General features: G+C 63.9%; 19 protein-coding genes and 1 pseudogene. 14 read left to right on the top strand and 6 right to left on the bottom strand.

Annotation, left to right across the window (positions count from 1 at the left end):
- Nucleotides 1-259 precede the first annotated feature (259 nt).
- Nucleotides 260-415: pseudogene (locus tag X727_RS1000000169825) on the bottom strand (hypothetical protein); the annotation flags it as partial.
- Nucleotides 416-608: 193 nt separating this feature from the next.
- Here X727_RS1000000169825 and rsfS point away from each other — a divergent pair.
- The 8 genes from rsfS to X727_RS145530 all read left to right on the top strand — a co-directional run bounded on the left by rsfS (nucleotide 609) and on the right by X727_RS145530 (nucleotide 8,793).
- A complete protein-coding gene (gene rsfS / locus X727_RS145565; RefSeq protein WP_023668698.1) occupies nucleotides 609-986 on the top strand; it encodes a ribosome silencing factor in 378 nt (125 codons plus the stop codon).
- 62 nt (nucleotides 987-1,048) lie between these two features.
- Nucleotides 1,049-1,531, top strand: a complete 483-nt coding sequence (gene rlmH, locus X727_RS145560) for a 23S rRNA (pseudouridine(1915)-N(3))-methyltransferase RlmH (RefSeq protein ID WP_023834623.1) — start codon at nucleotides 1,049-1,051, stop codon at nucleotides 1,529-1,531.
- 122 nt (nucleotides 1,532-1,653) lie between these two features.
- A complete protein-coding gene (locus tag X727_RS145555) occupies nucleotides 1,654-3,012 on the top strand; it encodes a murein hydrolase activator EnvC (RefSeq protein ID WP_023668700.1) in 1,359 nt (452 codons plus the stop codon).
- 1 nt (nucleotide 3,013) lies between these two features.
- Nucleotides 3,014-4,339, top strand: a complete 1,326-nt coding sequence (locus X727_RS145550; protein WP_023668701.1) for a S41 family peptidase — start codon at nucleotides 3,014-3,016, stop codon at nucleotides 4,337-4,339.
- 184 nt (nucleotides 4,340-4,523) lie between these two features.
- Nucleotides 4,524-5,705, top strand: a complete 1,182-nt coding sequence (locus tag X727_RS145545) for a divergent polysaccharide deacetylase family protein (RefSeq protein ID WP_023834624.1) — start codon at nucleotides 4,524-4,526, stop codon at nucleotides 5,703-5,705.
- A 2-nt stretch (nucleotides 5,706-5,707) separates the two neighbouring features.
- Complete coding sequence (locus tag X727_RS145540) at nucleotides 5,708-6,223, top strand: RNA pyrophosphohydrolase (RefSeq protein ID WP_023737900.1); 516 nt, start codon at nucleotides 5,708-5,710, stop codon at nucleotides 6,221-6,223.
- A gap of 74 nt (nucleotides 6,224-6,297) precedes the next feature.
- Nucleotides 6,298-7,443 carry an alanine racemase gene (gene alr, locus X727_RS145535; protein WP_023834625.1) on the top strand — a complete coding sequence of 382 codons (1,146 nt, stop codon included), beginning with the start codon at nucleotides 6,298-6,300 and terminating at the stop codon, nucleotides 7,441-7,443.
- Between the two features lie 93 nt (nucleotides 7,444-7,536).
- Nucleotides 7,537-8,793, top strand: a complete 1,257-nt coding sequence (locus X727_RS145530; RefSeq protein WP_023668705.1) for a D-amino acid dehydrogenase — start codon at nucleotides 7,537-7,539, stop codon at nucleotides 8,791-8,793.
- A 138-nt stretch (nucleotides 8,794-8,931) separates the two neighbouring features.
- On the opposite strand, the gene X727_RS1000000169105 is transcribed toward X727_RS145530, so the two are convergent.
- From X727_RS1000000169105 to X727_RS145520, 4 genes are all read right to left on the bottom strand, one after another.
- Nucleotides 8,932-9,888, bottom strand: a complete 957-nt coding sequence (locus X727_RS1000000169105) for a phosphatidylserine/phosphatidylglycerophosphate/cardiolipin synthase family protein (protein WP_245274186.1) — start codon at nucleotides 9,886-9,888, stop codon at nucleotides 8,932-8,934.
- A gap of 108 nt (nucleotides 9,889-9,996) precedes the next feature.
- On the bottom strand, nucleotides 9,997-11,082 hold the full coding sequence (locus tag X727_RS1000000169110) for a hypothetical protein (RefSeq protein ID WP_245274187.1): 1,086 nt from the start codon (nucleotides 11,080-11,082) through the stop codon (nucleotides 9,997-9,999).
- The gene (locus X727_RS145525) at nucleotides 11,079-11,519 is read right to left on the bottom strand and encodes a hypothetical protein (protein WP_023737897.1); all 441 of its coding nucleotides are present in this window, start codon (nucleotides 11,517-11,519) and stop codon (nucleotides 11,079-11,081) included. Before X727_RS145525 ends, X727_RS1000000169110 begins: the two co-directional genes overlap by 4 nt.
- A gap of 123 nt (nucleotides 11,520-11,642) precedes the next feature.
- The gene (locus X727_RS145520; protein ID WP_023834626.1) at nucleotides 11,643-12,524 is read right to left on the bottom strand and encodes a LysR family transcriptional regulator; all 882 of its coding nucleotides are present in this window, start codon (nucleotides 12,522-12,524) and stop codon (nucleotides 11,643-11,645) included.
- Nucleotides 12,525-12,889: 365 nt separating this feature from the next.
- Between X727_RS145520 and X727_RS145515 the strand changes: the two genes are divergently transcribed.
- Both X727_RS145515 and X727_RS145510 read left to right on the top strand, forming a co-directional pair.
- Complete coding sequence (locus X727_RS145515; protein WP_023684131.1) at nucleotides 12,890-14,386, top strand: CoA-acylating methylmalonate-semialdehyde dehydrogenase; 1,497 nt, start codon at nucleotides 12,890-12,892, stop codon at nucleotides 14,384-14,386.
- Between the two features lie 203 nt (nucleotides 14,387-14,589).
- Entirely contained in the window at nucleotides 14,590-14,889 is a 300-nt protein-coding gene (locus X727_RS145510) for a hypothetical protein (RefSeq protein ID WP_023834627.1), read from the top strand.
- A 36-nt stretch (nucleotides 14,890-14,925) separates the two neighbouring features.
- On the opposite strand, the gene X727_RS145505 is transcribed toward X727_RS145510, so the two are convergent.
- Nucleotides 14,926-15,582: a GntR family transcriptional regulator gene (locus X727_RS145505; protein ID WP_023668711.1), complete on the bottom strand. Its 657-nt coding sequence runs from the start codon at nucleotides 15,580-15,582 to the stop codon at nucleotides 14,926-14,928.
- 102 nt (nucleotides 15,583-15,684) lie between these two features.
- Here X727_RS145505 and X727_RS145500 point away from each other — a divergent pair, with 102 nt between their 5' ends.
- The 4 genes from X727_RS145500 (at nucleotide 15,685) to X727_RS145485 (ending at nucleotide 20,344) form a co-directional block, all read left to right on the top strand.
- On the top strand, nucleotides 15,685-16,578 hold the full coding sequence (locus X727_RS145500) for a dihydrodipicolinate synthase family protein (protein WP_023834628.1): 894 nt from the start codon (nucleotides 15,685-15,687) through the stop codon (nucleotides 16,576-16,578).
- Between the two features lie 51 nt (nucleotides 16,579-16,629).
- Entirely contained in the window at nucleotides 16,630-17,967 is a 1,338-nt protein-coding gene (locus X727_RS145495) for an FAD-binding oxidoreductase (RefSeq protein ID WP_031204426.1), read from the top strand.
- 13 nt (nucleotides 17,968-17,980) lie between these two features.
- On the top strand, nucleotides 17,981-18,982 hold the full coding sequence (locus tag X727_RS145490) for a 4-hydroxyproline epimerase (protein ID WP_023752640.1): 1,002 nt from the start codon (nucleotides 17,981-17,983) through the stop codon (nucleotides 18,980-18,982).
- A 459-nt stretch (nucleotides 18,983-19,441) separates the two neighbouring features.
- On the top strand, nucleotides 19,442-20,344 hold the full coding sequence (locus tag X727_RS145485; protein ID WP_023668715.1) for a branched-chain amino acid ABC transporter permease: 903 nt from the start codon (nucleotides 19,442-19,444) through the stop codon (nucleotides 20,342-20,344).

Here is a 20,344-nt window from a genome sequence, read left to right on the forward strand (position 1 = left end):
GCGATGTTCTGCAGCGTGCCTTGCAGCGCCAGGCCGATTGCCAGCCCGATGGCGCCGNGATGGCGCCGATGGCGGCGATGATCGAGGCCGTCTGAACGCCGAACTGGCCGAGCACCATGATGACCACCAGGATCAGGATGGCGTAGCGCACGATCTTCGAGAAGAAATGGCGCAGCGTCGCGTCGAAACCATGGATATGGCCGAGGCCGGCTGAGATCGATCGTTCTGCGAGCCCGGCGACGAGATAGCCGACGACCAGCAGGATGATGGCGCCGATGGCGGAGAAGGAATAGGAAACGATCAGTGTGCTGAGTTGCGCAAGGCCAGCCTGCACGGTGAGCAGCGTGTTCTGGGGGTCGATTGGCATCAGGAAAATCCGTTTGGGGGGTGTGTCGATAACCCCTGCCGCGGCCATGGGTTCCGATTTTTCTCAAGGCTCCGGAACCGGAAGTCGTGCACTGCGTTCGCGGTGGCAGGGCCTCCCGTCTTGAAACTGCAAGGGAACTCTGCCTATCTATAGGGTGTCACCTGATTTCGTGGGTGATTTGGTTGTTCTTGCTGCGAAAGGAAATACACTGAGAACAGCATTGCGGAAGAAGGCTGACGTCATGCCTTCGCCGGCCAGGATCAGCGTAGATGACGCCGTGTCCCGTGCCATCAAGACAGTCCTTGCCAGTCTGGAAGACTCCAAGGCCGAAAATATTGTCTCAATCGACATTCAGCGGAAATCGAGCCTCGGCGACTATATGGTCATCGCGTCGGGCCGGTCGCACCGTCATGTCTCGGCTGTCGCCGACCACCTGCTCAAGGCGCTCAAGGATGCCGGTCTCGGCACGGCGCGCGTCGAGGGGCTGTCCGGCGCCGACTGGGTCCTGATCGATTCAGGCGACATCATCGTCCATGTCTTCCGCCCAGAAGTCCGCGAATTCTACAATCTTGAAAAGATGTGGCAGGCGCCGGACCTTGAGGAAGAGACCTTGCACTGAGCTCCGTCTCATGTCGTAACCATCCGGGGTGCGACATGGATTGAAAGCTCGCCGAGGCAGGGATGAAGATAGCAGTTCATGCCGTGGGCCGGATGAAGGCCGGCCCCGAGAGAGAACTCGCCGACCGCTATTTCGAGCGTTTCGCCAAGAGCGGCCCGGCGATCGGGTTCGAATTCTCTGGTGTCGCCGAGATCGCCGAGGGACGAGCCCAGAACGCCAATGAGCGCCGCCGCGAGGAAGGCCAGAAGCTGCAGGCACAGCTGCAGCCGGGCACGGCGCTGTTCCTGCTCGACGAACGCGGCAAAAACCTGTCCTCAGACGATTTCGCCAGCCGTATCGGCCAGCTGCGCGATGGCGGACGCAAGGCGTTGGTCATCGGCATTGGCGGCGCCGACGGGCACGACCAGTCGATTCGCGATCAGGCTGAGCTGATAGTCTCGTTCGGCGCGGCGACCTGGCCGCACCAACTGGTGCGCGTCATGCTGGGCGAGCAGCTCTATCGGGCGGCAACGATTCTTTCGGGACATCCCTACCACCGTTCGTAAATCAGTGGGTCGAGGATCAATCGTCCGGATTTCCGCCCCAATGCGCGGCTGTTTTGTGCTAGGCTTCGGTTCGATCATGGTTGATGGTTCGTTAACGAAGCCACGCATAGAGTCGGGCTTCAATGGCTGACAACGGGAAATCACGAACGGGCTTCCGGCACGCGCGCTGCGGCATCGCTGCAGCAGTGGTTTTGCTGTCGCTCGGGCTTGCGCGGGCCGAAAATACGCTGGACGTGGCGCCCGACCCCGATCTGAGCCGTGCCGAATATGAGAAGGTGTCGGCCGAGATCACGCTGTCGTCCGAACGGCTGGCCAAGCTCGCCGCCGACATTGCTTCGGTCAAGAAGGACCATGCCTCGATCACCGCGGCGCTTATCCAGTCGGCGATGACCGAGCAGAAGCTCGGCCAGGACATCGAGGATATCGGCGCCAGGCTCGAAGGACTGAAGGGCGAGGAACAGAAGATCCGTGTCTCGCTGGCGGCGCGGCGCGACGTGCTGGCCGAGGTGCTGGGGGCGCTGCAGCGCATGGGGCTCAATCCGCCGCCGGCGATCCTGGTCAAGCCGGAAGACGCACTGTCGTCGGTGCGCAGCGCCATCCTGCTCGGCGCAGTGGTGCCGGAACTGCGCCAGCAGACCGACAAATTGCTGGCCGACCTCAGGGAACAGACCCGGGTGACGGCCTCGATCGAGGCCGAGCGGACGCGGCTGACAGCGGCGGTCGGCGAGCAGACGGCGGAAAAGAAACGCCTCTCCATGCTGCTCGAAGCCAAGCAGAAGCTCGAGGCGGACACCTGGACGGCGATGGCCGCTGAAAAGCAGCGGTCCCAGGCGCTTGCGGCCAAGGCCGGCAGCCTGAAAGAGCTGATCGCTTCGCTTGAAGCCGACAAGAGCCGCAAGGCGGCGGATGCCGTCAAGGCAGGCGAACAGAAAGCGGCCGACAGCGATAAGCCGGACGCCGATAACGCCGATGCAGGCACAACCGCGTCGACGGAGCTGGCTTCGCTGCCCGTGCCGGAAGGCAACCGCCTCACCGCCGCCGCGCCGTTTTCGGCACTTCAGGGACAAGTCTCGCTGCCGGTCACCGGCAAGATCAAGCTGCGTTTCGGGGCCGATGACGGTAACGGCGCGGTGATGCTTGGCGACATGGTTGCGACACAATCGGGAGCCATCGTCACGGCACCGGCGGACGGAAATGTGCTTTATGCGGGGCCTTTTCGCTCCTATGGTCAACTCTTGATCCTCAATGCGGGAGACGGCTATCATGTCGTCCTGGCGGGGATGAGCAGAATCAGCGTCGCGTCTGGCCAGTCGGTGCTCGCAGGAGAGCCGGTCGGCGCGATGGGAGAGGCCCGGGTGGCAAGCACCTCGGCCTCGAAGAATGGAAATGCCACGCCGGAACTCTATGTCGAGTTCCGCAAGGATGGAAAACCCGTCGATCCGACCCCATGGTGGGCGGACCGCTTCTCTGGAAGGACGTGAAATGATGCGGAAACTGTCGCTTCTTATTGCCGGTGCGCTGATGGGCGCGTCAGCGATGAGCCTGGTCTATGGCGCCCCCGGCTCGACGGCGAACGCTGCAGGCTCCGAGACCTACAAGCAACTGGCGATCTTCGGCGACATCTTCGAGCGCGTGCGGGCGCAGTATGTGACGCCGCCGGACGACAAGTCGCTGGTCGAAAACGCCATCAACGGCATGCTCACCTCGCTCGACCCGCACTCCTCCTACATGAATGCCGAGCAGGCGCAGGACATGCGCGTGCAGACCAAGGGTGAGTTCGGCGGCCTCGGCATCGAGGTCACCATGGAGAACGACCTGGTCAAGGTGATCACGCCGATCGACGACACCCCGGCTGCCAAGGCAGGCGTGCTGGCCGGCGACTATATCGCCAAGATCGACGGCCAAGAGGTTCGCGGCCTGACGCTCAACGATGCAGTCGAAAAGATGCGCGGCCTGGTCAACACGCCGATCAAGCTGACCATCCTGCGCCAAGGCGCCGACAAGCCGATCGAGCTGACGGTGGTGCGCGATATCATCAAGGTCAAGGCGGTCAAGTTCCGGGTCGAGAACGACATCGGCTACATGAAGATCACCTCCTTCACCGAAAAGACCTATGACGACCTCGAGAATGCCATCGACACCATCAAGAAGCAGGTGCCGAACGACAAGCTCAAGGGCTATGTGCTCGATCTCAGGCTCAACCCGGGCGGCCTGCTCGACCAGGCGGTGAGCGTGTCCGACGCCTTCCTCGACCGTGGCGAGATCGTCTCGACCCGCGGCCGCGACCCGAAGGACGTCACACGCTTCGACGCCAAGGCAGGCGACGACATCGGCGCCAAGCCGCTGATCGTGCTCGTCAATGGCGGTTCGGCCAGCGCCTCCGAGATCGTCGCCGGCGCGCTTCAGGACCTGCGCCGCGCCACAGTGGTCGGCACGCAGTCGTTCGGCAAGGGCTCGGTGCAGACCATCATCCCGCTTGGCGAGAACGGCGCGCTGCGCCTGACGACGGCGCTCTATTACACGCCGTCCGGCAAGTCGATCCAGGGCAAGGGCATCACGCCCGACATCAAGGTCGACCAGCCGCTGCCGCCCGAACTGCAGGGCAGGGACCTGACGCGCGGCGAATCGGACCTCAAGGGCCATATCAAGGGCGCCGACGAGAGCGATACCGGCTCGGGCTCGGCTGCCTATGTGCCGCCGGATCCGAAGGACGATCTGCAGCTGATCTATGCCGAACAGCTGCTGCGCGGCCAGAAGACCGATCCGGCATTCCCGCCGAATCCGGAGAAGGCAGTGCTCAACCAGTAAAATCGACTGGTAGCTCTGGCTGCCCAATCGAAGCGATGCAATGCTGCCGGGACCGTGAGGTTCCGGCAGTTTGATTCGGGGACCGCTGGGCGCTGCGCCTCAAAAGGCGCAGGGGACGCGCCGTCAGTTTTGGATCTGCGCATGGCGAAAAGATTTCGCTGATCACGCGCCCGGGGGATGCGGCTTGGCTGACGTCGGCAAGGACATCGAACGCCCGCTCGGACAGACCGTCCGACCGCGTGCCGCGTCGCGCGGGATCAGCGCTGGCGCCGTCGCGGCGACGCTGGTCGTGCTGGCCGCGGTCGGCATCTCCGGTGCGATCGCGCTGCGCGAGAAGCCGTTCCGCAAACCGGAAGCAATCGCGCTCTCGACGCCGAAGGTGACGGCGGCGGCCGAGCCCGCGGCCGCAGCGCCCACTGCTCAAGCGACGGCGGCAGCGCCGAAGGCGGAAACGCCCAAGGCCAGCGGTCCGCAGATCATCCATGTGCAGTCCCAGGAGGGTGATGGCCCGCCCAATGCAGCCATCGTCATCCACGACCCGTCGACGATCGGCCAGAACCTGAAGATCGCGCATATCCCCGACAGGGCGCTGATCGAGGCCAGCGACACCGGCCCGTTGCCGGTTCGCGCCGCTGACGGCCGGCGGCCGTTCGATGTCTATGCGCGGCCGTGGTCGGGTTCGCGTGGCGCTCGAGTGGCAATCGTCATCGGCGGGCTTGCCGTGTCGCAGACCGGCACGCAGGCCGCGATCGCCAAGCTGCCGGCCGAAGTGACGCTGGCTTTTGCGCCGCAAGGCAACAGCATCGGCCGCTGGATGCAGGCGGCACGGCAGAGCGGGCATGAGGTGGTCATGCAGGTGCCGCTCGAACCGTTCGACTATCCCAATGTCAATCCCGGCCGCAACACGCTGACGGTGGCGGCAAGCCCGGACGACAATCTGAAGAATCTGCGCTGGGCGCTGTCGCGGACCACCAACTATACCGGCGTCATGAACTATATGGGGGCGCGCTTTTCGGCCGACGCGACGGCGATGGGGCCGTTCATGGCCGAGCTTGGCAAGCGCGGCCTTGCCTATGTCGATGACGGCTCGTCCGCGCGGAGCCTGGCGTCCGATCTCGCCTTGAAGGACGGTGTGCCATTCGTCGCCGGCGATACGGCAGTCGACGCCGTGCAGGACCGCGGCGCCATCCTGAAAAAGCTCGACGCGCTGGAAGCGACCGCGCGTGCCAAAGGCTCCGCCGTCGGCATCGGCTCGGCCTTCGACCTCACCGTCGATACCGTGGCGTCCTGGGTGGTCGAAGCAAAAAAGCGCGGCATCGAGATCGTGCCGATCTCGGCGGTGGCCATCGACCCGGAAAAAGGCTGATCATGACGAAGAAACCTGTCGACCCCGAGACGCTGCCTTACCGCCCTTGCGTAGGACTGATGATCCTCAATGGCGACGGGCTGGTCTGGGTCGGGCACCGCATCGCCGAACCGGACAGCGAATTTGCCGGGACCACGCAGCTCTGGCAGATGCCGCAAGGCGGCATCGACGAGGGCGAGGAGCCGCTGCAGGCGGCCGGGCGCGAGCTCTATGAAGAGACCGGCATGCGCTCGGTCACGCTGCTCGACGAGGCGCCGCACTGGATCAACTACGACCTGCCGCGCGATCTGGTCGGCATCGCCCTCAAGGGCCGCTATCGCGGCCAGACGCAGAAATGGTTCGCCTACCGCTTTCACGGCGAGACCAGAGAGATCCAGATCAATCCGCCGCCGGGCGGCCACACCGCCGAATTCGATGAATGGGCATGGCGGCCAATGCAGGACCTGCCCGATCTGATAGTGCCGTTCAAACGCAAGGTCTATGAGGACGTGGTGACGGCGTTCCGGCATTTGGCTTAGGCGGCTCGCTGTTGCGACGTCCATGATCTGTCCTTACTGATAGGGTTTGTTTCGTGCTCTGGTCAGGAGCGGGGATGAGCAGCGCCTCAGGGAAGTCATTGCATTCTGCACCGGAAGCCGGCTTGCAGCCGATCAGCGAAGCGGCGGCCGGCGCCATTCTCACCATCGATCTCGGCGCGGTCAGGGAGAATTACCGGCGGCTCAAGGCAAAGCTCGGCGGCGTACGCTGCGCCGGCGTCGTCAAGGCCGACGGCTACGGGCTTGGCGCGCGGCAAGTGGCGGCGGCACTGGTTGCCGAAGGCTGCGACAGCTTCTTTGTGGCGCATCTCACCGAGGGTGTAGCGCTGCGCGACGCACTCGGACCGAAGCTGGAAATCCATGTGCTGAACGGGCTGCCGCCGGGCTCGGAACCCGAAGCGGTGGCTGCCGACCTTGTTCCCGTCATCAACAGTAGCGGACAATTGAAGGCGTGGAGCAAAGCCGGCCAGAAGGCCGGCCGCAAGCTCAAGGCCGCCATCCAGGTCGACAGCGGCATGTCGCGGCTGGGCATGGCGCCGGCAGAGGTCGAGGCGCTTACGGCCGATGCTTTCGCCGGCGTCGATGTCGTTCTCGTCATGAGCCATCTGGCCCGTGCGGACGAACCGACCAATGCGGCCAATGACGCGCAACTCAGGGAGTTCGAACGGCTGCGCAAAATGCTGCCCAAGGCGCCGGCGTCGCTCGACAATTCCTCCGGCATCTTTCTTGGGCCGCGCTATCAGTACGACCTCGCGCGTCCGGGCGCTGCGCTCTACGGCATCAATCCGACGCCTGATGAGGCGAACCCGATGCTGCCGGTGGTGCGGCTCGAGGCAAAGATCATCCAGACACGCGGCATCGATAAGGGCGCGGGCGTCGGCTACGGACATGCGTTTCTGGCCAGCGGTCCCTTGCGCGCGGCCACGATCTCGCTCGGCTATGCCGATGGCTGGCACCGGCGCGCGGCTTCGGCTGCCTGGCTCGACGGCGTGCGACTGCCCTTTGTCGGGCGGGTGTCGATGGATTCGATCATACTCGACATCTCGGCCCTGCCGGCCGGCCGGCTGCGCGAGGGCGACCTTGTCGAACTCCTAGGCCCCTCGCAGAGCGTCGATGACGCCGCCGGTCATGCCGGCACGATCGGTTATGAAATCCTGACCAGTCTCGGCCCCCGCTTCCACCGCCGCTATATCAACGAATAGAGCCGCGACACGCCGCCCCTTGGCGGACGCCGCAGAATCCGGCAGACAGGAGGCGGCGGCCCTCTGACGGAAGTCGTCGTGGAGAGTGATGCGATGAAGATCTTCGTGTTGGGCGGCGGCGTTATCGGGGTCACCACTGCCTATTATCTCGCTGAGGCCGGCCACGAGGTGACGGTGTTCGACCGCCAGAAAGGGCCGGCGCTGGAAACCAGCTTCGCCAATGCCGGCGAGATCTCGCCGGGCTATGCTTCGCCCTGGGCCGGCCCCGGCATTCCGCTGAAGGCAATCAAGTGGCTGTTGATGAAGCACGGCCCGCTGGTGGTGCGGCCGGCCTTCGATCCGTATATGTGGACATGGCTCATCAAGATGCTGCGCAATTGCACCGCGGATCGCTATGCCATCAACAAGGCGCGCATGGTGCCGCTCGCCGAATACAGCCGCGACACGCTGAAGGCGCTGCGCGAGGCGACCGGCATCGCTTATGATGAGCGGACCAAGGGCACGCTGCAGCTGTTTCGCACGCAAAAGCAGCTCGACGGCACCGGCGGCGATGTAGAGGTGCTGAAGAAATATGGCGTTCCCTACGAGTTGCTCGATCCCGAAGGCTGCATTGGGGCCGAGCCGGCGCTGGCCGGCGTGCGGGAAAAGTTTGTCGGCGGGCTGAGATTGCCCGGCGACGAAACTGGCGACTGCAAGATGTTCACCGATCGGCTGGCCGAGCTCTGCGTGGCGCGCGGCGTCACGTTCGAGTACGGCACGCAGATCCGGCGCTTCTCCAAGAACCGCAATCGCATCGTCAGCGTCGGCACCGACCAGCGCTCGCGCGCGGCCGACGCTTATGTGCTGGCGCTGGGCAGCTATTCGGCGCGCTTCATGCGCCTGCTCAGGCGCCCGATCCCGGTCTATCCGGTCAAGGGCTATTCGATCACCGTTCCGATCAAGGACGCGGTCGCCGCCCCGGTGTCGACGGTAATGGACGAAACCTACAAGGTGGCGATCACCAGGCTCGGCGACCGCATCCGCGTCGGCGGCACGGCGGAGATTTCCGGCTTCGATCTCAGGCTGCACGAATCGCGTCGGCGCACCCTCGAACATTCGGTCGGCGATCTGTTCCCGGATGGCGGCGACCTCAAGGCGGCGTCCTTCTGGTGCGGGCTGCGGCCGATGACGCCGGACGGGCCGCCGCTGGTCGGCCGCACCGAGTTCTCCAACCTCTATCTCAACACCGGGCACGGCACGCTTGGCTGGACGATGGCCTGCGGCTCGGCCAAGGTGCTGTCCGACATCATCTCCAGCAAGGTGCCTGATATCGATGTGCGGGAGCTGGGGCCGGAGCGGTATTTGAGGTAGGGGTGCTTTTTAAAGCTCGCGGCCAGCACCCCTCTGTCGCACCGGACAGAGGGGGTGTAAAGGATCGCTACAGAACGGCATTCCTTCAGCCTCAGATCGGAAGAGCACACGTCTNATTCCTTCAGCCTCGCCAGCCCCTCAAAACGCCTCCTTCACCCATCCCTTCGAGAACAGCCATCGGTAGGCCCACGGTATCGTCACCTTGGTCGATACCGGGTTCGAATGGGCGACATAGTCGTCATAGACCGGCTGCATCCTGGCGTAGAAGGCAGGGTCGAGCACCGTGATGCCGTTCTCCAGATCGTGGAAGAAACTGCGGTTGTTGAGATTGACCGACGAGATCGTCACCAGCCTTTCGTCGATCATCATGATCTTGGAGTGCAGCACGACATCGGGCGCCTTGAATTCGCGGATGTTGATGCGGTCGCCATATTTCTCGACGAACAGCTTGTTGAGCGCGGTCAGCAGCTTGCCGCCAATATCGCCCTTGAGGTCGATGCGGCCGACAATGTCGATCCTGACGCCGCGCGCCAGCGCCCGCTCGATGGCCAGGCTGAGCTTCGGCGTCAGATTAAGGTAGGGATTGACGATCTCGATATGGTGCCGGGCAGTGTCGATCAGCTCGACGAAATAGGTCTCGAGCGCATGGTTGTCCTCGTAGGGCACGGAAATGAAATGGCGCACCGTGCCCGGCGGGCGCCGGCTGTCGGAGCGCACCGGAATGGAGAAGGGTCTTGCGACGTTGGTGTCGGCGTCGCGCAGCCACAATGTCGAGAGATGCGTGGCCAGCGTCTCGACCGTGGCCGGGTCGGCAAACTCGATGTCGAAATCGCTCCAGTTCGAATAGTAGTTGAGCGAGAGGCCGTCGGTCTTGCCGTATTGCTCGAGGTTCGGATAGCGCGACAGGTCGATCGGCTTGTGGAACAGGAAGCCGTCATGAATGTTGCGGCCGCCGATGATGACGCGCGACCGGGCGGGATCCTCGGCAAGTGTCGCCAGCATCTTGACGTGATGGGTCTTGTGCAGCTGGTGACAGTTGCTCGTCGACCGGCGCGCCGTGGTCGGCCCGCCAACGATATTCCTGCAACTCGACATTGGGATAATCGGCCGCCAGCCGGTGCAGCAGCGCGTCGTCCTTGTCGCGCTCCAGCACGTCTGTGACCATGATGCGCACTTTGGTGCCGAGGGCTGCGTGATGGCGGATCAGCCGCTCGATGACGCGGCCGGAAAAATCGGCCTTGAACTCCAGCGACGACAGATAGACCAGCTTGAGTTTCGGCGCGCGCGAGAAATCGAGCGGCAGTTCGGGGTCGGCCTTGTCGAAGGCGCTGTCGGGTAAAGGCGCGCCGAGCAGCGCTTCGACCTTGGCGTTAAAGCCGTCGCGCGACTTGCGTAACAGGCGCGGTGACCCGAGCGGCAGCGAACAGCTCTGCGACAGCCAGCGGCCGGCGTAAAGACGCTGGCAAGCTTATCCAGGCGGGATGGATCGGGCACTGGACAACGCTCGTAGCGGCTGTCGAGCGCGGCTATCGCCGGATAGGCAACCTCTTCGCGCAGGATGGTGAGCGGGGCGCCTGCCGGCGCCAGACTGGAGCTGAGCTTGAGGCTGCAACGGTTCAAACCATCGCTGGGGAACAGGCTGGCGGTTTGCCCGGCCGACAGGCGGAGCCGGAAGGCGGCGCCGCTCGCCACGCTGCGCGAGCCACCGCCGGCGCGAATCGCCAGCGCGCCGTCGCAGGCGCCTAATATGTCGACTGGCTGCTGGCCCGACTGGTGCAGCACGACCTCGACCGAGCGCGCCTGCAGGCCGGAAAAGCTGAACGTCTTTGGCGCGGAGGGCCGCGCGGCGGCGTTGACATAGAGCGTCTGCCGCGACACGCGCCAACGGCCGTTGAAATGGCCTTCGCCGGTGCCCCTACCTGCCGGCATCTGTTCGGCGCTAACCGGCTTCGCCAGCTGTTCCAGCGTCCGGTAGGTGGCCTGGAAATCGCGGTTGGCGATGGCGTGGCGGTCATGGCCGAACGGACCGGTGCCGTTCGCCCTGTCGATGGCGCCGATCTGGTTGTGGGCGAGCAGCGCCAGAAACTGCCTTTCATAGTCGCTGGCACCGGCATCGCCGAAAAACGCTGCTGCTGCAGTCTGCGGTCCGGGCGTGCCGGCCGATACCGACGGCCGGCCGCAATCCTTCGCATCGGGGAAGAAATCGCAGCTGTGCCGGATCGGGGCGGCGCAAGCGGCAAGGGCCGCCAGCCCCAGCCCGGCCAGAGCCAGGCAGATGGCGCGGTTCATCCCGTGGCCCCGTTCATCGTCTTCAGCTCAGCCGGGTCGCGCGGCGGCATAAAGCCTTGCGGAAAGACCTTGCAGACGGGAAGTGCGAAAGTGGCGATCAAAAGCTCGGCCTCGCCGCGCTCCTTTTTCGGCGCTGTCTTGTCATCACGGATCGCCTTTGCCGAGGCGACGAGCGCGCCGTCGCAGTCGCAATGATTATGGCGCGCGATGTAGCAGGCGTCATGGATTTGGCAGGCGCTGTCGAGGCGATTGACAGGGCGAGCCGAGAGGTCGCCGGTGCGGGTGCCGGGACCGCAATAATTGCCGAAGACGAAAGGCGACGGGCGGGCCATTGCGATGCGGACCGGCTTGGGCAGTTCGGCTTCCGGAACTTCGGTCCATGGATTGGCGCAGGCGGAAAGCGCGACAAGCGGCAAGATGGCGAGCACCGCTCGCATTTTGATCCGCACCAGCTTTGCAAAAAAGTGTCCCACCCCGCGCAGCCAATCCTTAATGATAGGCGACATCGCGCTTGTTGCCACACTGGCCGATTTTGTGGCGAGGGCAAGGCGGCGCGGCCATCAGACAAACAGCCCGCGCTCTCTCTCGACTGCCTTGGTGATGAAGTTGGCGACGATCTGCACGCGGCGCAGCGGCCGGACCGATTCATGATAGACCAGCCAGTAGGCGCGGCGGATCGGCGTCACGATGTCGACGGGGATCAGCTCCGGCATCGAGCGGGCGACAAAGGTGTGCAAGATGCCGATGCCGGCGCCCGACCGCACCGCTTCGGCCTGGCCCAGCGCTGAGGAGATGGCGAAGCTGGTGCGCCAGTCCGGGCTGAACTCCGCCGCATAGTCGAGCGAAGGGCTGACGATCAGGTCCGGGACGTAGCCGATCAGCGTATGGTGGCCGAGTTCGGCAGCGGTCTCGGGTAAGCCGTGCGCCTGCGCATAGTCCCGCGAGGCAAACAGGCCGAGCGTGTAGTCGACCAGCTTTCCCGCCACCAGCCTGCCTTCGCTCGGCCGCTCGACGGTGATGGCGATGTCGGCCTCGCGCCGCGACAGCGAGAAGGAACGCGGCACCGGCACCAGCTGGATGGTGAGTTCGCGGTGCAGCGCGGTCAGCGCGCCAAGACGCGTGGCGAGGAATGCAACGCCAAACCCGTCGGGCGCGCCGATGCGCACCGTGCCTGAGATATCGTCGCCTTCGCCCGACACGGCGGAGCGCGCGGCGATCATGTCGCTCTCCATGCGCTCGGCAATGTCGAGAAAGCGCTGGCCGGCCGGCGTCAGCTCGCTGCCGGTGGTAAGCCGGCGAAACAGTTTTGTCCGTAACGCATCCTCAAGCGCTGCGATGCGGCGCGAGACGGTGGCGTGATTGAGTTCCAGCCGCTTGGCGGCGCCAAGGATCTGCCCGGCGCGGGCCACGGCGAGGAAGATGCGGACATCATCCCAGTTCATGGGGGTGGTCCGGGCTAGCGGCGAACGCGGCGTTCCCGCCCACCCCCCTCTGGCCTGCCGGCCATCTCCCCCGCAAGGAGGGAGATTGGCAGCTCCGCCGACGGCACCTTTTTTGCAGCGTTGAAGATTTGCGAAGGCGGCAGCCACATCTGATATCCCCCCTTGCGGGGGAGATGTCCGGCAGGACAGAGGGGGGTGTGACGGAGCGCAACCTTCGGGCCTTTCAGCAATCTGTAATTTGCGGCAATTAATGCACACTCGTCCTTGGTTGTCTATTTCCCGCACAACGGTTGCGTTTCCCCTCGCGTTGCCTTCGCGCCTGCAAAGGGGTTGAATGCGCCATCACAAACTCAGGGAGAGAAACCATGATCGAATACGGTCATTTCATCGGCGGCAAGCATGTCGCCGGGACCAGCGGGCGCAAGCAGGACGTCATGCAGCCGATGGACGGCTCGGTGCGCGGCACGGTGGCGCTGGCTTCGCCGGCGGAACTCCGTGCGGCTGTCCTGAACGCCAAGGAAGCACAGATCAAATGGGCTGCGACCAACCCGCAGCGGCGTGTGCGCGTGCTGATGAAGTTTCTTGAACTCGTTGCCCGCGACTATGACGAACTGGCCGATCTCCTGGCGCGCGAGCACGGCAAGACCATTGCCGACGCCAAGGGCGACATCCAGCGCGGCCTCGAAGTGGTCGAAGTCTGCATCGGTGCGCCGCACATGATGAAGGGCGAGTTCACCGACGGCGCCGGCCCCGGCATCGATGTCTATTCGATGCGCCAGCCCCTCGGCGTCGTTGCCGGCATCACCCCGTTCAATTTCCCGGCGATGATTCCGCTGTGGAAGATTGCCCCGGCGCTGGCCTGCGGCAATGCCTTTATCCTGAAGCCTTCCGAGCGTGACCCTGGAGTGCCGATGCGCATCGCCGAACTGTTCCTCGAGGCTGGCCTGCCGGCTGGCGTCCTCAACGTCGTCAATGGCGACAAGGACGTCGTCGACGCCATCCTCGACGATCCTGATATCAAGGCCATCGGCTTTGTCGGCTCGACGCCGATCGCGCATTACATCTACTCGCGCGGCACGGCCGCGGGAAAACGCGTGCAGTGCTTCGGCGGCGCCAAGAACCACATGATCATCATGCCCGATGCCGACATGGACCAGACCGTCGATGCGCTGATCGGCGCCGGCTACGGCTCGGCCGGCGAGCGCTGCATGGCGATCTCGGTTGCCGTTCCCGTCGGCAACGACACCGCCAACCGACTGATGGAAAAGCTGATCCCGCGTGTCGAAAGCCTCAAGGTCGGCCCGTCGACGGATTCGTCCGCCGATTTCGGCCCGCTGGTGACGGCGCAGGCGTTGGAACGCGTCAAGGGTTATGTCGACACCGGTGTCAAGGAAGGCGCCAAGCTGGTCGTCGATGGCCGCGGCTTCTCCATGCAGGGCTACGAGGATGGCTACTATATGGGCGGCTGCCTGTTCGACAATGTGACCGCTGACATGCGCATCTACAAGGAAGAGATTTTTGGCCCGGTGCTGTCGGTGGTGCGTGCGCCGACCTATGAGAGCGCCATCAAGCTCGCCAACGATCATGAGATGGGCAATGGCGTCGCCATCTTCACCCGTGACGGGGATGCTGCTCGTGATTTTGCTTCGCGCGTCCAGGTCGGCATGGTCGGCATCAACGTGCCGATCCCGGTTCCGATCGCTTACTACACGTTCGGCGGCTGGAAGGCGTCGTCCTTCGGCGACCTCAACCAGCACGGCCCGGACGCGTTCCGCTTCTACACCAAGACCAAGACGGTGACCTCGCGCTGGCCCTCCGGCGTCAAGGACGGTGCCGAGTTCGTCATCCCGACGATGAACTGACCGGACGATTTCGAAGATCGGCAAGAAGGCCTGGGTTCAACGTCCCGGGCCTTTCTTTGTACGAAACCGACATTGGCCATCACGTTCAAGCGATGGAACCAAGAGCCTGTCATCTGCCTTAAATTGCATTCCTGCCGTGGTGCAGGCCATCAAAGTAGCGCCGGTTGCAGCCGGGGTTCTCGTCTGGCGCAAGGAGGTGTCAGATGACACGACGTCTTGTGGCGGCGATGTTCTTTGCGGTGTTCGCGATGTCCGGCATCGCTCATGCCAAAGCCGATCAATGCGCGGCGCGGACCGACCTGGTCAAGGCGCTCGGCGAGAAGTTCCATGAAAACCAAGCCGCACGTGGCCTGGTGAACCCGAATGTGGTGCTTGAGATCTTCGTCTCCGACCAGGGCACCTGGACCATCCTGGCCACCGACACGCACGGCCAAAGCTGCATCATCACGGCTGGCGAAGGCTGGGACGGGGCGACCATGGCCGCAGTCTTGCCGGGCACCTGATAAAGACCGGTCGGAAGTCTGGAGCAGAGACGGAGTTCAGCGTGTGGCGGCCACTTCGGCATGGCCGCGCAGCAGTGCCATAAGGCGTTTGGCGTCCTTGGCGGCAGCCTCTTCGTCACCAGCCAGGATCGAGCGGATTAGCGCGACGTGGTGCTCAGCCGATTCGGCCAGTCCTGTGTCGGCCTTGTAGCGGAACCAGAAGCGGCGGCTGTGGGTCTGCAGGGGCGCGGCCAGGCGGGCCGCAAACGGGTTGTCGGCGGCCATCGCCAAGGCCTCGTCGAGCGCCTTGTCGGCCTGGATGAAGGCCAGCACATTGCCCGAGATGACGGCCTTCTGCATGGCAAGGGCTGCCTCATGAAACAGGTCGGCGGCCTCGCGGGTGACGAAGCGGGCGGCCGAGCGCGCCAGCACCACCTCGACGCCGCGCCTGGCATCCAGCACGCGCAGCCAGTCGCCGGGATGAAGCGGGGCAATGGCGATGCCGGCGCGTGGCCTGACATCCAGCAGTCCTTCCCAGGCGAGGCGCTGGATCGCTTCGCGCACCGGCGTGCGTCCTAGCGCCAGCTTCTCGATGAGGGCGCCTTCGGTGACAAAGCTCGCCGGCGCCAGTTCCAACGTCACGATCATATGCTCGAGTACATGGTAGGCCTTGGCGGCAGCCGGCTCGGGGTATGCTGTCTCACTGGATATCAAAGGTGGGCTCCTGATATATCTTCCATATATCACAACGGAGTCCGCGTTGACAGCCGGTCTTCCAACAGATATACGGCTGATATATCAGATGGAGAGACGATCATGTGGACCGGAGTTTTCCCCGCCGTCACGACCAAGTTTACTGATGACGACCGCCTCGACCATGCCGAGATGGAGCGCTGCTTTGCGTTGCAGATGGAGGCAGGCTGCGACGGTATCATCGTCTGCGGTTCGCTCGGCGAAGGGCCGATGCTGTCGCATGACGAGAAGATCGAGGTGCTGAAGACTGCCCAGAAAGTTGCCGGCAGCAAGCCGGTTCTGCTGACGGTCAACGAGGCAGGCACCCGGGAGGCGGCGAGCATCGCAAAGCGCGCGAGCCGGGAAGGCGCCAACGGGCTGATGGTGGTGCCGAGCCCGATCTATCACACCAACCCGGAAGAGACGGTCGCCGCCTTGCGCGCCGTCGCTCAGGCCGGCGACCTGCCGGTGATGATCTACTCCAACCGCCTCGCCTACCGCGTCGACGTTACCGTCGGCCAGATGGAAGAACTGGCCGCCGACAAGCGCTTCGTCGCCATCAAGGAGTCCTCCGACGACATCCGCCGCTCGACAGAGATCATCAACCGCTTCGGCGACCGCTACGATCTGTTCACCGGCGTCGACAATCTCGCCTTCGAGGCGCTGTCGGTGGGCGCCATCGGCTGGGTGGCGGGTCTGGTCGTCGCCTTCCCGCGCGAGACAGTCGCCATCTACCAGTTGATGAAGCAGGGCCGCCGCGAGGAGGCGCTTTCGATCTATCGCTGGTTCCGGCCGCTGCTCGATCTCGATGTCTCGACCTATCTGGTCCAAAACATCAAGCTTGCCGAAGTGCTCGCGATCGACACAAATGACCGCGTGCGCATGCCGCGCCAGCCGCTGTCGGGCGAGCGCCGCAAAGCGGTCGAGAAGATCGTCAAGGACGCGCTGGCGGTACGGCCGAAGCTGCCGCAGTTCTGAAGGCTTTCTTCTCCCCGTGCACGTGCACGGGGAGAAGATGGCGGCAGCCAGATGAGGGGCAGCGCCGACGTGCAAGGAAATTCCAGGGACACAGAGGAGGGCCGCCGCCCCTCATCCGCCCTTAGGGCCCCTTCTCCCCGTGAACGGGGAGAGAGGGTAGATATCGCCATTGTCGGTGGCGGCATTGTCGGCATCTGCGCGGCGGCCATGCTGGCCGAGGCCGGGCGCAGCGTCACGGTCTTCGACCGCACCGGCATCTGCAAGGAGACGAGCTCCGGCAATGCCGCCGCCTTCGCCTTCTCCGACGTGCTGCCGCTGGCGCATAAGGGCATGATGCGGCACTTGCCGAAATGGCTTGCCGATCCGCTCGGGCCACTCAGCATCCCGCCGGCCTACTTGCCGAAGCTGTTGCCTTGGCTGTTGCGCTTCTGGCGCGCTGGCGCACCAGAAAAATATGAGGCGAGCCTTGCTGCTCAGGCAGGCATGATGAAGCTCGCCGAGGCTGAATGGATGGGACTTCTCGACCGTTCAGGCACGCGACCGATGCTGCGCGAAGACGGCTCGCTGGAGCTCTATGAAAGCGAAGGCGAGTTTCAGGCCGGCCTGCCGGGCTGGGCGGCGCGCCAGCGCTTCGGCATCGACTTTCGCCATGTCGAAGGCGACGAACTGGCGCGGCTGCAGCCGGGACTGTCGCCGCGCTTCATCAAGGGCACCTTCGTGCCGGGCTGGAAGACCGTCGCCGATCCGAAACTGCTCGGCAAGGCGGTGTGGGCCTATGCCGAAAGGCTGGGCGCCCGTTTCGAAAAGGCGCGCATAGAGCGCGTCGCCGCCAATCCTGATGGCGCGACGCTGACGCTGACCGACGGCACGACCAGGCAGGCAAGACATCTTGTCGTGGCCGCCGGGGCATGGTCGCACCTGCTGGCGAAGGCGCTCGGCGACACCATCCCGCTCGAAACCGAGCGCGGCTACAACACCACACTGCCGAAGACCGCTTTCGACGTGCAGCGAATGCTGATCTTTTCCGGCCATGGCTTCGTGATCACGCCACTCGACACGGGCTTGCGCGTCGGCGGCGCCGTCGAGTTGGGCGGTCTCGACCGGCCGCCGAATTTTGCGCGCTCGAAGGCCATGCTGGAAAAAGCCAGACAGTTCCTTCCGGGGCTGGACGCGTCAGGCGGCCGCGAGTGGATGGGCTATCGCCCGTCGCTGCCGGATTCGCTGCCGGTGATCGGCACGGCGCGAACCGCGCCCAACGTTGTCTACGCCTTCGGCCATGGCCATCTCGGCCTGACCCAGGCGGCGGCCACCGGCCGCTTGATCCGCGATCTTGTTCTCGGGCAAACTTCGCCGATCGATCTTGCTCCCTTCAGCCCGCAACGGTTTTGAGTTCGAGGAAATCATGGCCAAAAAATCCTTCTTTTGCATCGACGGCCATACCTGCGGCAATCCGGTGCGGCTGGTCGCCGGCGGCGGCCCTTTGCTTCAGGGGTCGACGATGATGGAGCGGCGGGCGCATTTCCTGGCGGAGTATGACTGGATCCGCACCGGGCTGATGTTCGAGCCGCGCGGCCACGATGTCATGTCGGGCTCGATCCTCTATCCGCCGACGCGCGAGGATTGCGACATAGCCATCCTGTTCATCGAGACGTCGGGCTGCCTGCCGATGTGCGGCCACGGCACGATCGGCACGGTGACGATGGCCATCGAACATGGGCTGATCAAGCCGAAGACACCCGGCGTGCTCCGGCTCGACACACCGGCCGGGCTGGTTATCGCCGAATACAAACAAGTCGGCGACTATGTCGAGGAGGTGCGCATCACGAATGTGCCGTCCTTCCTTTATGCCGAGGGACTGACGGTCGACTGCCCGCAGCTTGGCGAGATCACTGTCGATGTCGCCTATGGCGGCAATTTCTACGCAATCGTCGAGCCGCAGGCGAATTTTCGCGACATGGCTGATTATTCCGCCAGCGATTTCATCGCCTGGAGCCCCGTGGTGCGGCAGCGGCTCAACGAGAAGTACTCGTTCGTGCATCCGGAAAACCCCGGCATCAACCGGCTGTCCCACATGCTGTGGACGGGCGAGCCGACAGTGGAGGGGGCCGACGCACGCAACGCCGTCTTCTATGGCGACAAGGCGATCGACCGCTCACCTTGCGGCACCGGCACCTCGGCGCGCATGGCGCAGCTCCATGCCAAGGGCAAGCTCAAGGCCGGCGACAGTTTTGTCCACGAATCGATCATCGGCTCGCTGTTCAAGGGCAAGGTCGAGAAGGACGTCACTGTTGCCGGCAAGCCGGCCATCATTCCCTCGATCGGCGGCTGGGCGCGGATGACCGGCCTGAACACCATCTTCATCGACGACCGCGATCCGTTCGCGCACGGTTTTGTGGTTAAGTGATACGGTAGGCTGCCGATCATCCACCGAGACCAGGACTTGGGCCCAGGGCGGGACCTCTTGGCGAAACCAGTCAGCGAAAGGTTAGCGCGTTGGGCGAGGCATCCACCGCCATAGTCGGAAGTAACCCATGTTGCAGCTGGTCAGTACGGAATGTGGCTAAAAAACGAAGCCCGCCAACAACGCAAAGATTCGTCTCATCACCTAATTTTGACCGGGATTTCTTCGAAATGAGGTCGCTGGTCCGGCTGAATCGTCAAAGACATTGCGTTATGCCAATGATAGGGTCCGCGATAGTCCAGGGGTCGGGAGCAAAAAAACGGGCAATCGGAAGGCGTGCCGGCAAAACACGCTCAACGTTTGAAAAATCACGTTGCAATCCGGGCTCGAAACTTTACGACTAGGGGAAATACGAAAAGGAATGCGTCTGCATGGGCGACATTCCAGGGGAGCCATGTACACATGCAGTACTTTGTCCAGCAGCTTATCAATGGGCTGACGCTGGGATCGATCTATGGGCTGATCGCAATCGGCTACACGATGGTCTACGGCATCATCGGCATGATCAACTTCGCCCACGGCGACATTTTCATGGTCGGGGCATTCGCCGCCCTCGTCGTCTTCCTCATCCTCGGCTCCTTGTTCTATTCAGTGCCGGTCGTCCTGGCGCTGCTGATCATGATGATCGTGGCGATGCTGCTCACCAGCCTCTACAACTGGACGATCGAGAAGGTGGCCTACCGGCCGCTGCGCGGTTCGTTCCGGCTGGCGCCGCTGATCACGGCCATCGGCATGTCGATCGCGCTGTCGAACTTCATCCAGGTGACGCAAGGCCCGCGCAACAAGCCGATCCCGCCGATGGTCAGCCAAGTCTACAACATCAACGGCATCAGCGTGTCGCTGAAGCAGATCATCATCGTCGTCGTCACCGCCCTGCTGCTGGCGCTGTTCTGGTACCTGGTCAACAGGACTTCCCTCGGCCGGGCGCAAAGGGCGTGCGAGCAGGACCGCAAGATGGCGGCGCTGCTCGGCGTCGATGTCGACCGTACGATCTCGATCACCTTCATCATGGGTGCAGCGCTTGCGGCCGTCGCGGGCACGTTATTCCTGATGTATTACGGCGTCATCGCCTTTTCCGACGGCTTTGTGCCGGGGGTCAAGGCCTTCACTGCGGCCGTTCTCGGCGGCATCGGGTCTCTGCCGGGCGCGGTGCTTGGCGGGCTTTTGATCGGCTTCATCGAGAGCATGTGGTCGGCGTATTTCTCGATCGACTACAAGGACGTCGCGGCGTTCTCGATCCTGGCGATCGTGCTGATCTTCCTGCCTTCCGGCATTTTGGGCCGGCCAGAAGTCGAAAAGGTCTGA

It is taken from the genome of Mesorhizobium sp. L103C105A0, assembly GCF_000502215.1.
In the GTDB taxonomy this organism is placed as follows: domain Bacteria; phylum Pseudomonadota; class Alphaproteobacteria; order Rhizobiales; family Rhizobiaceae; genus Mesorhizobium.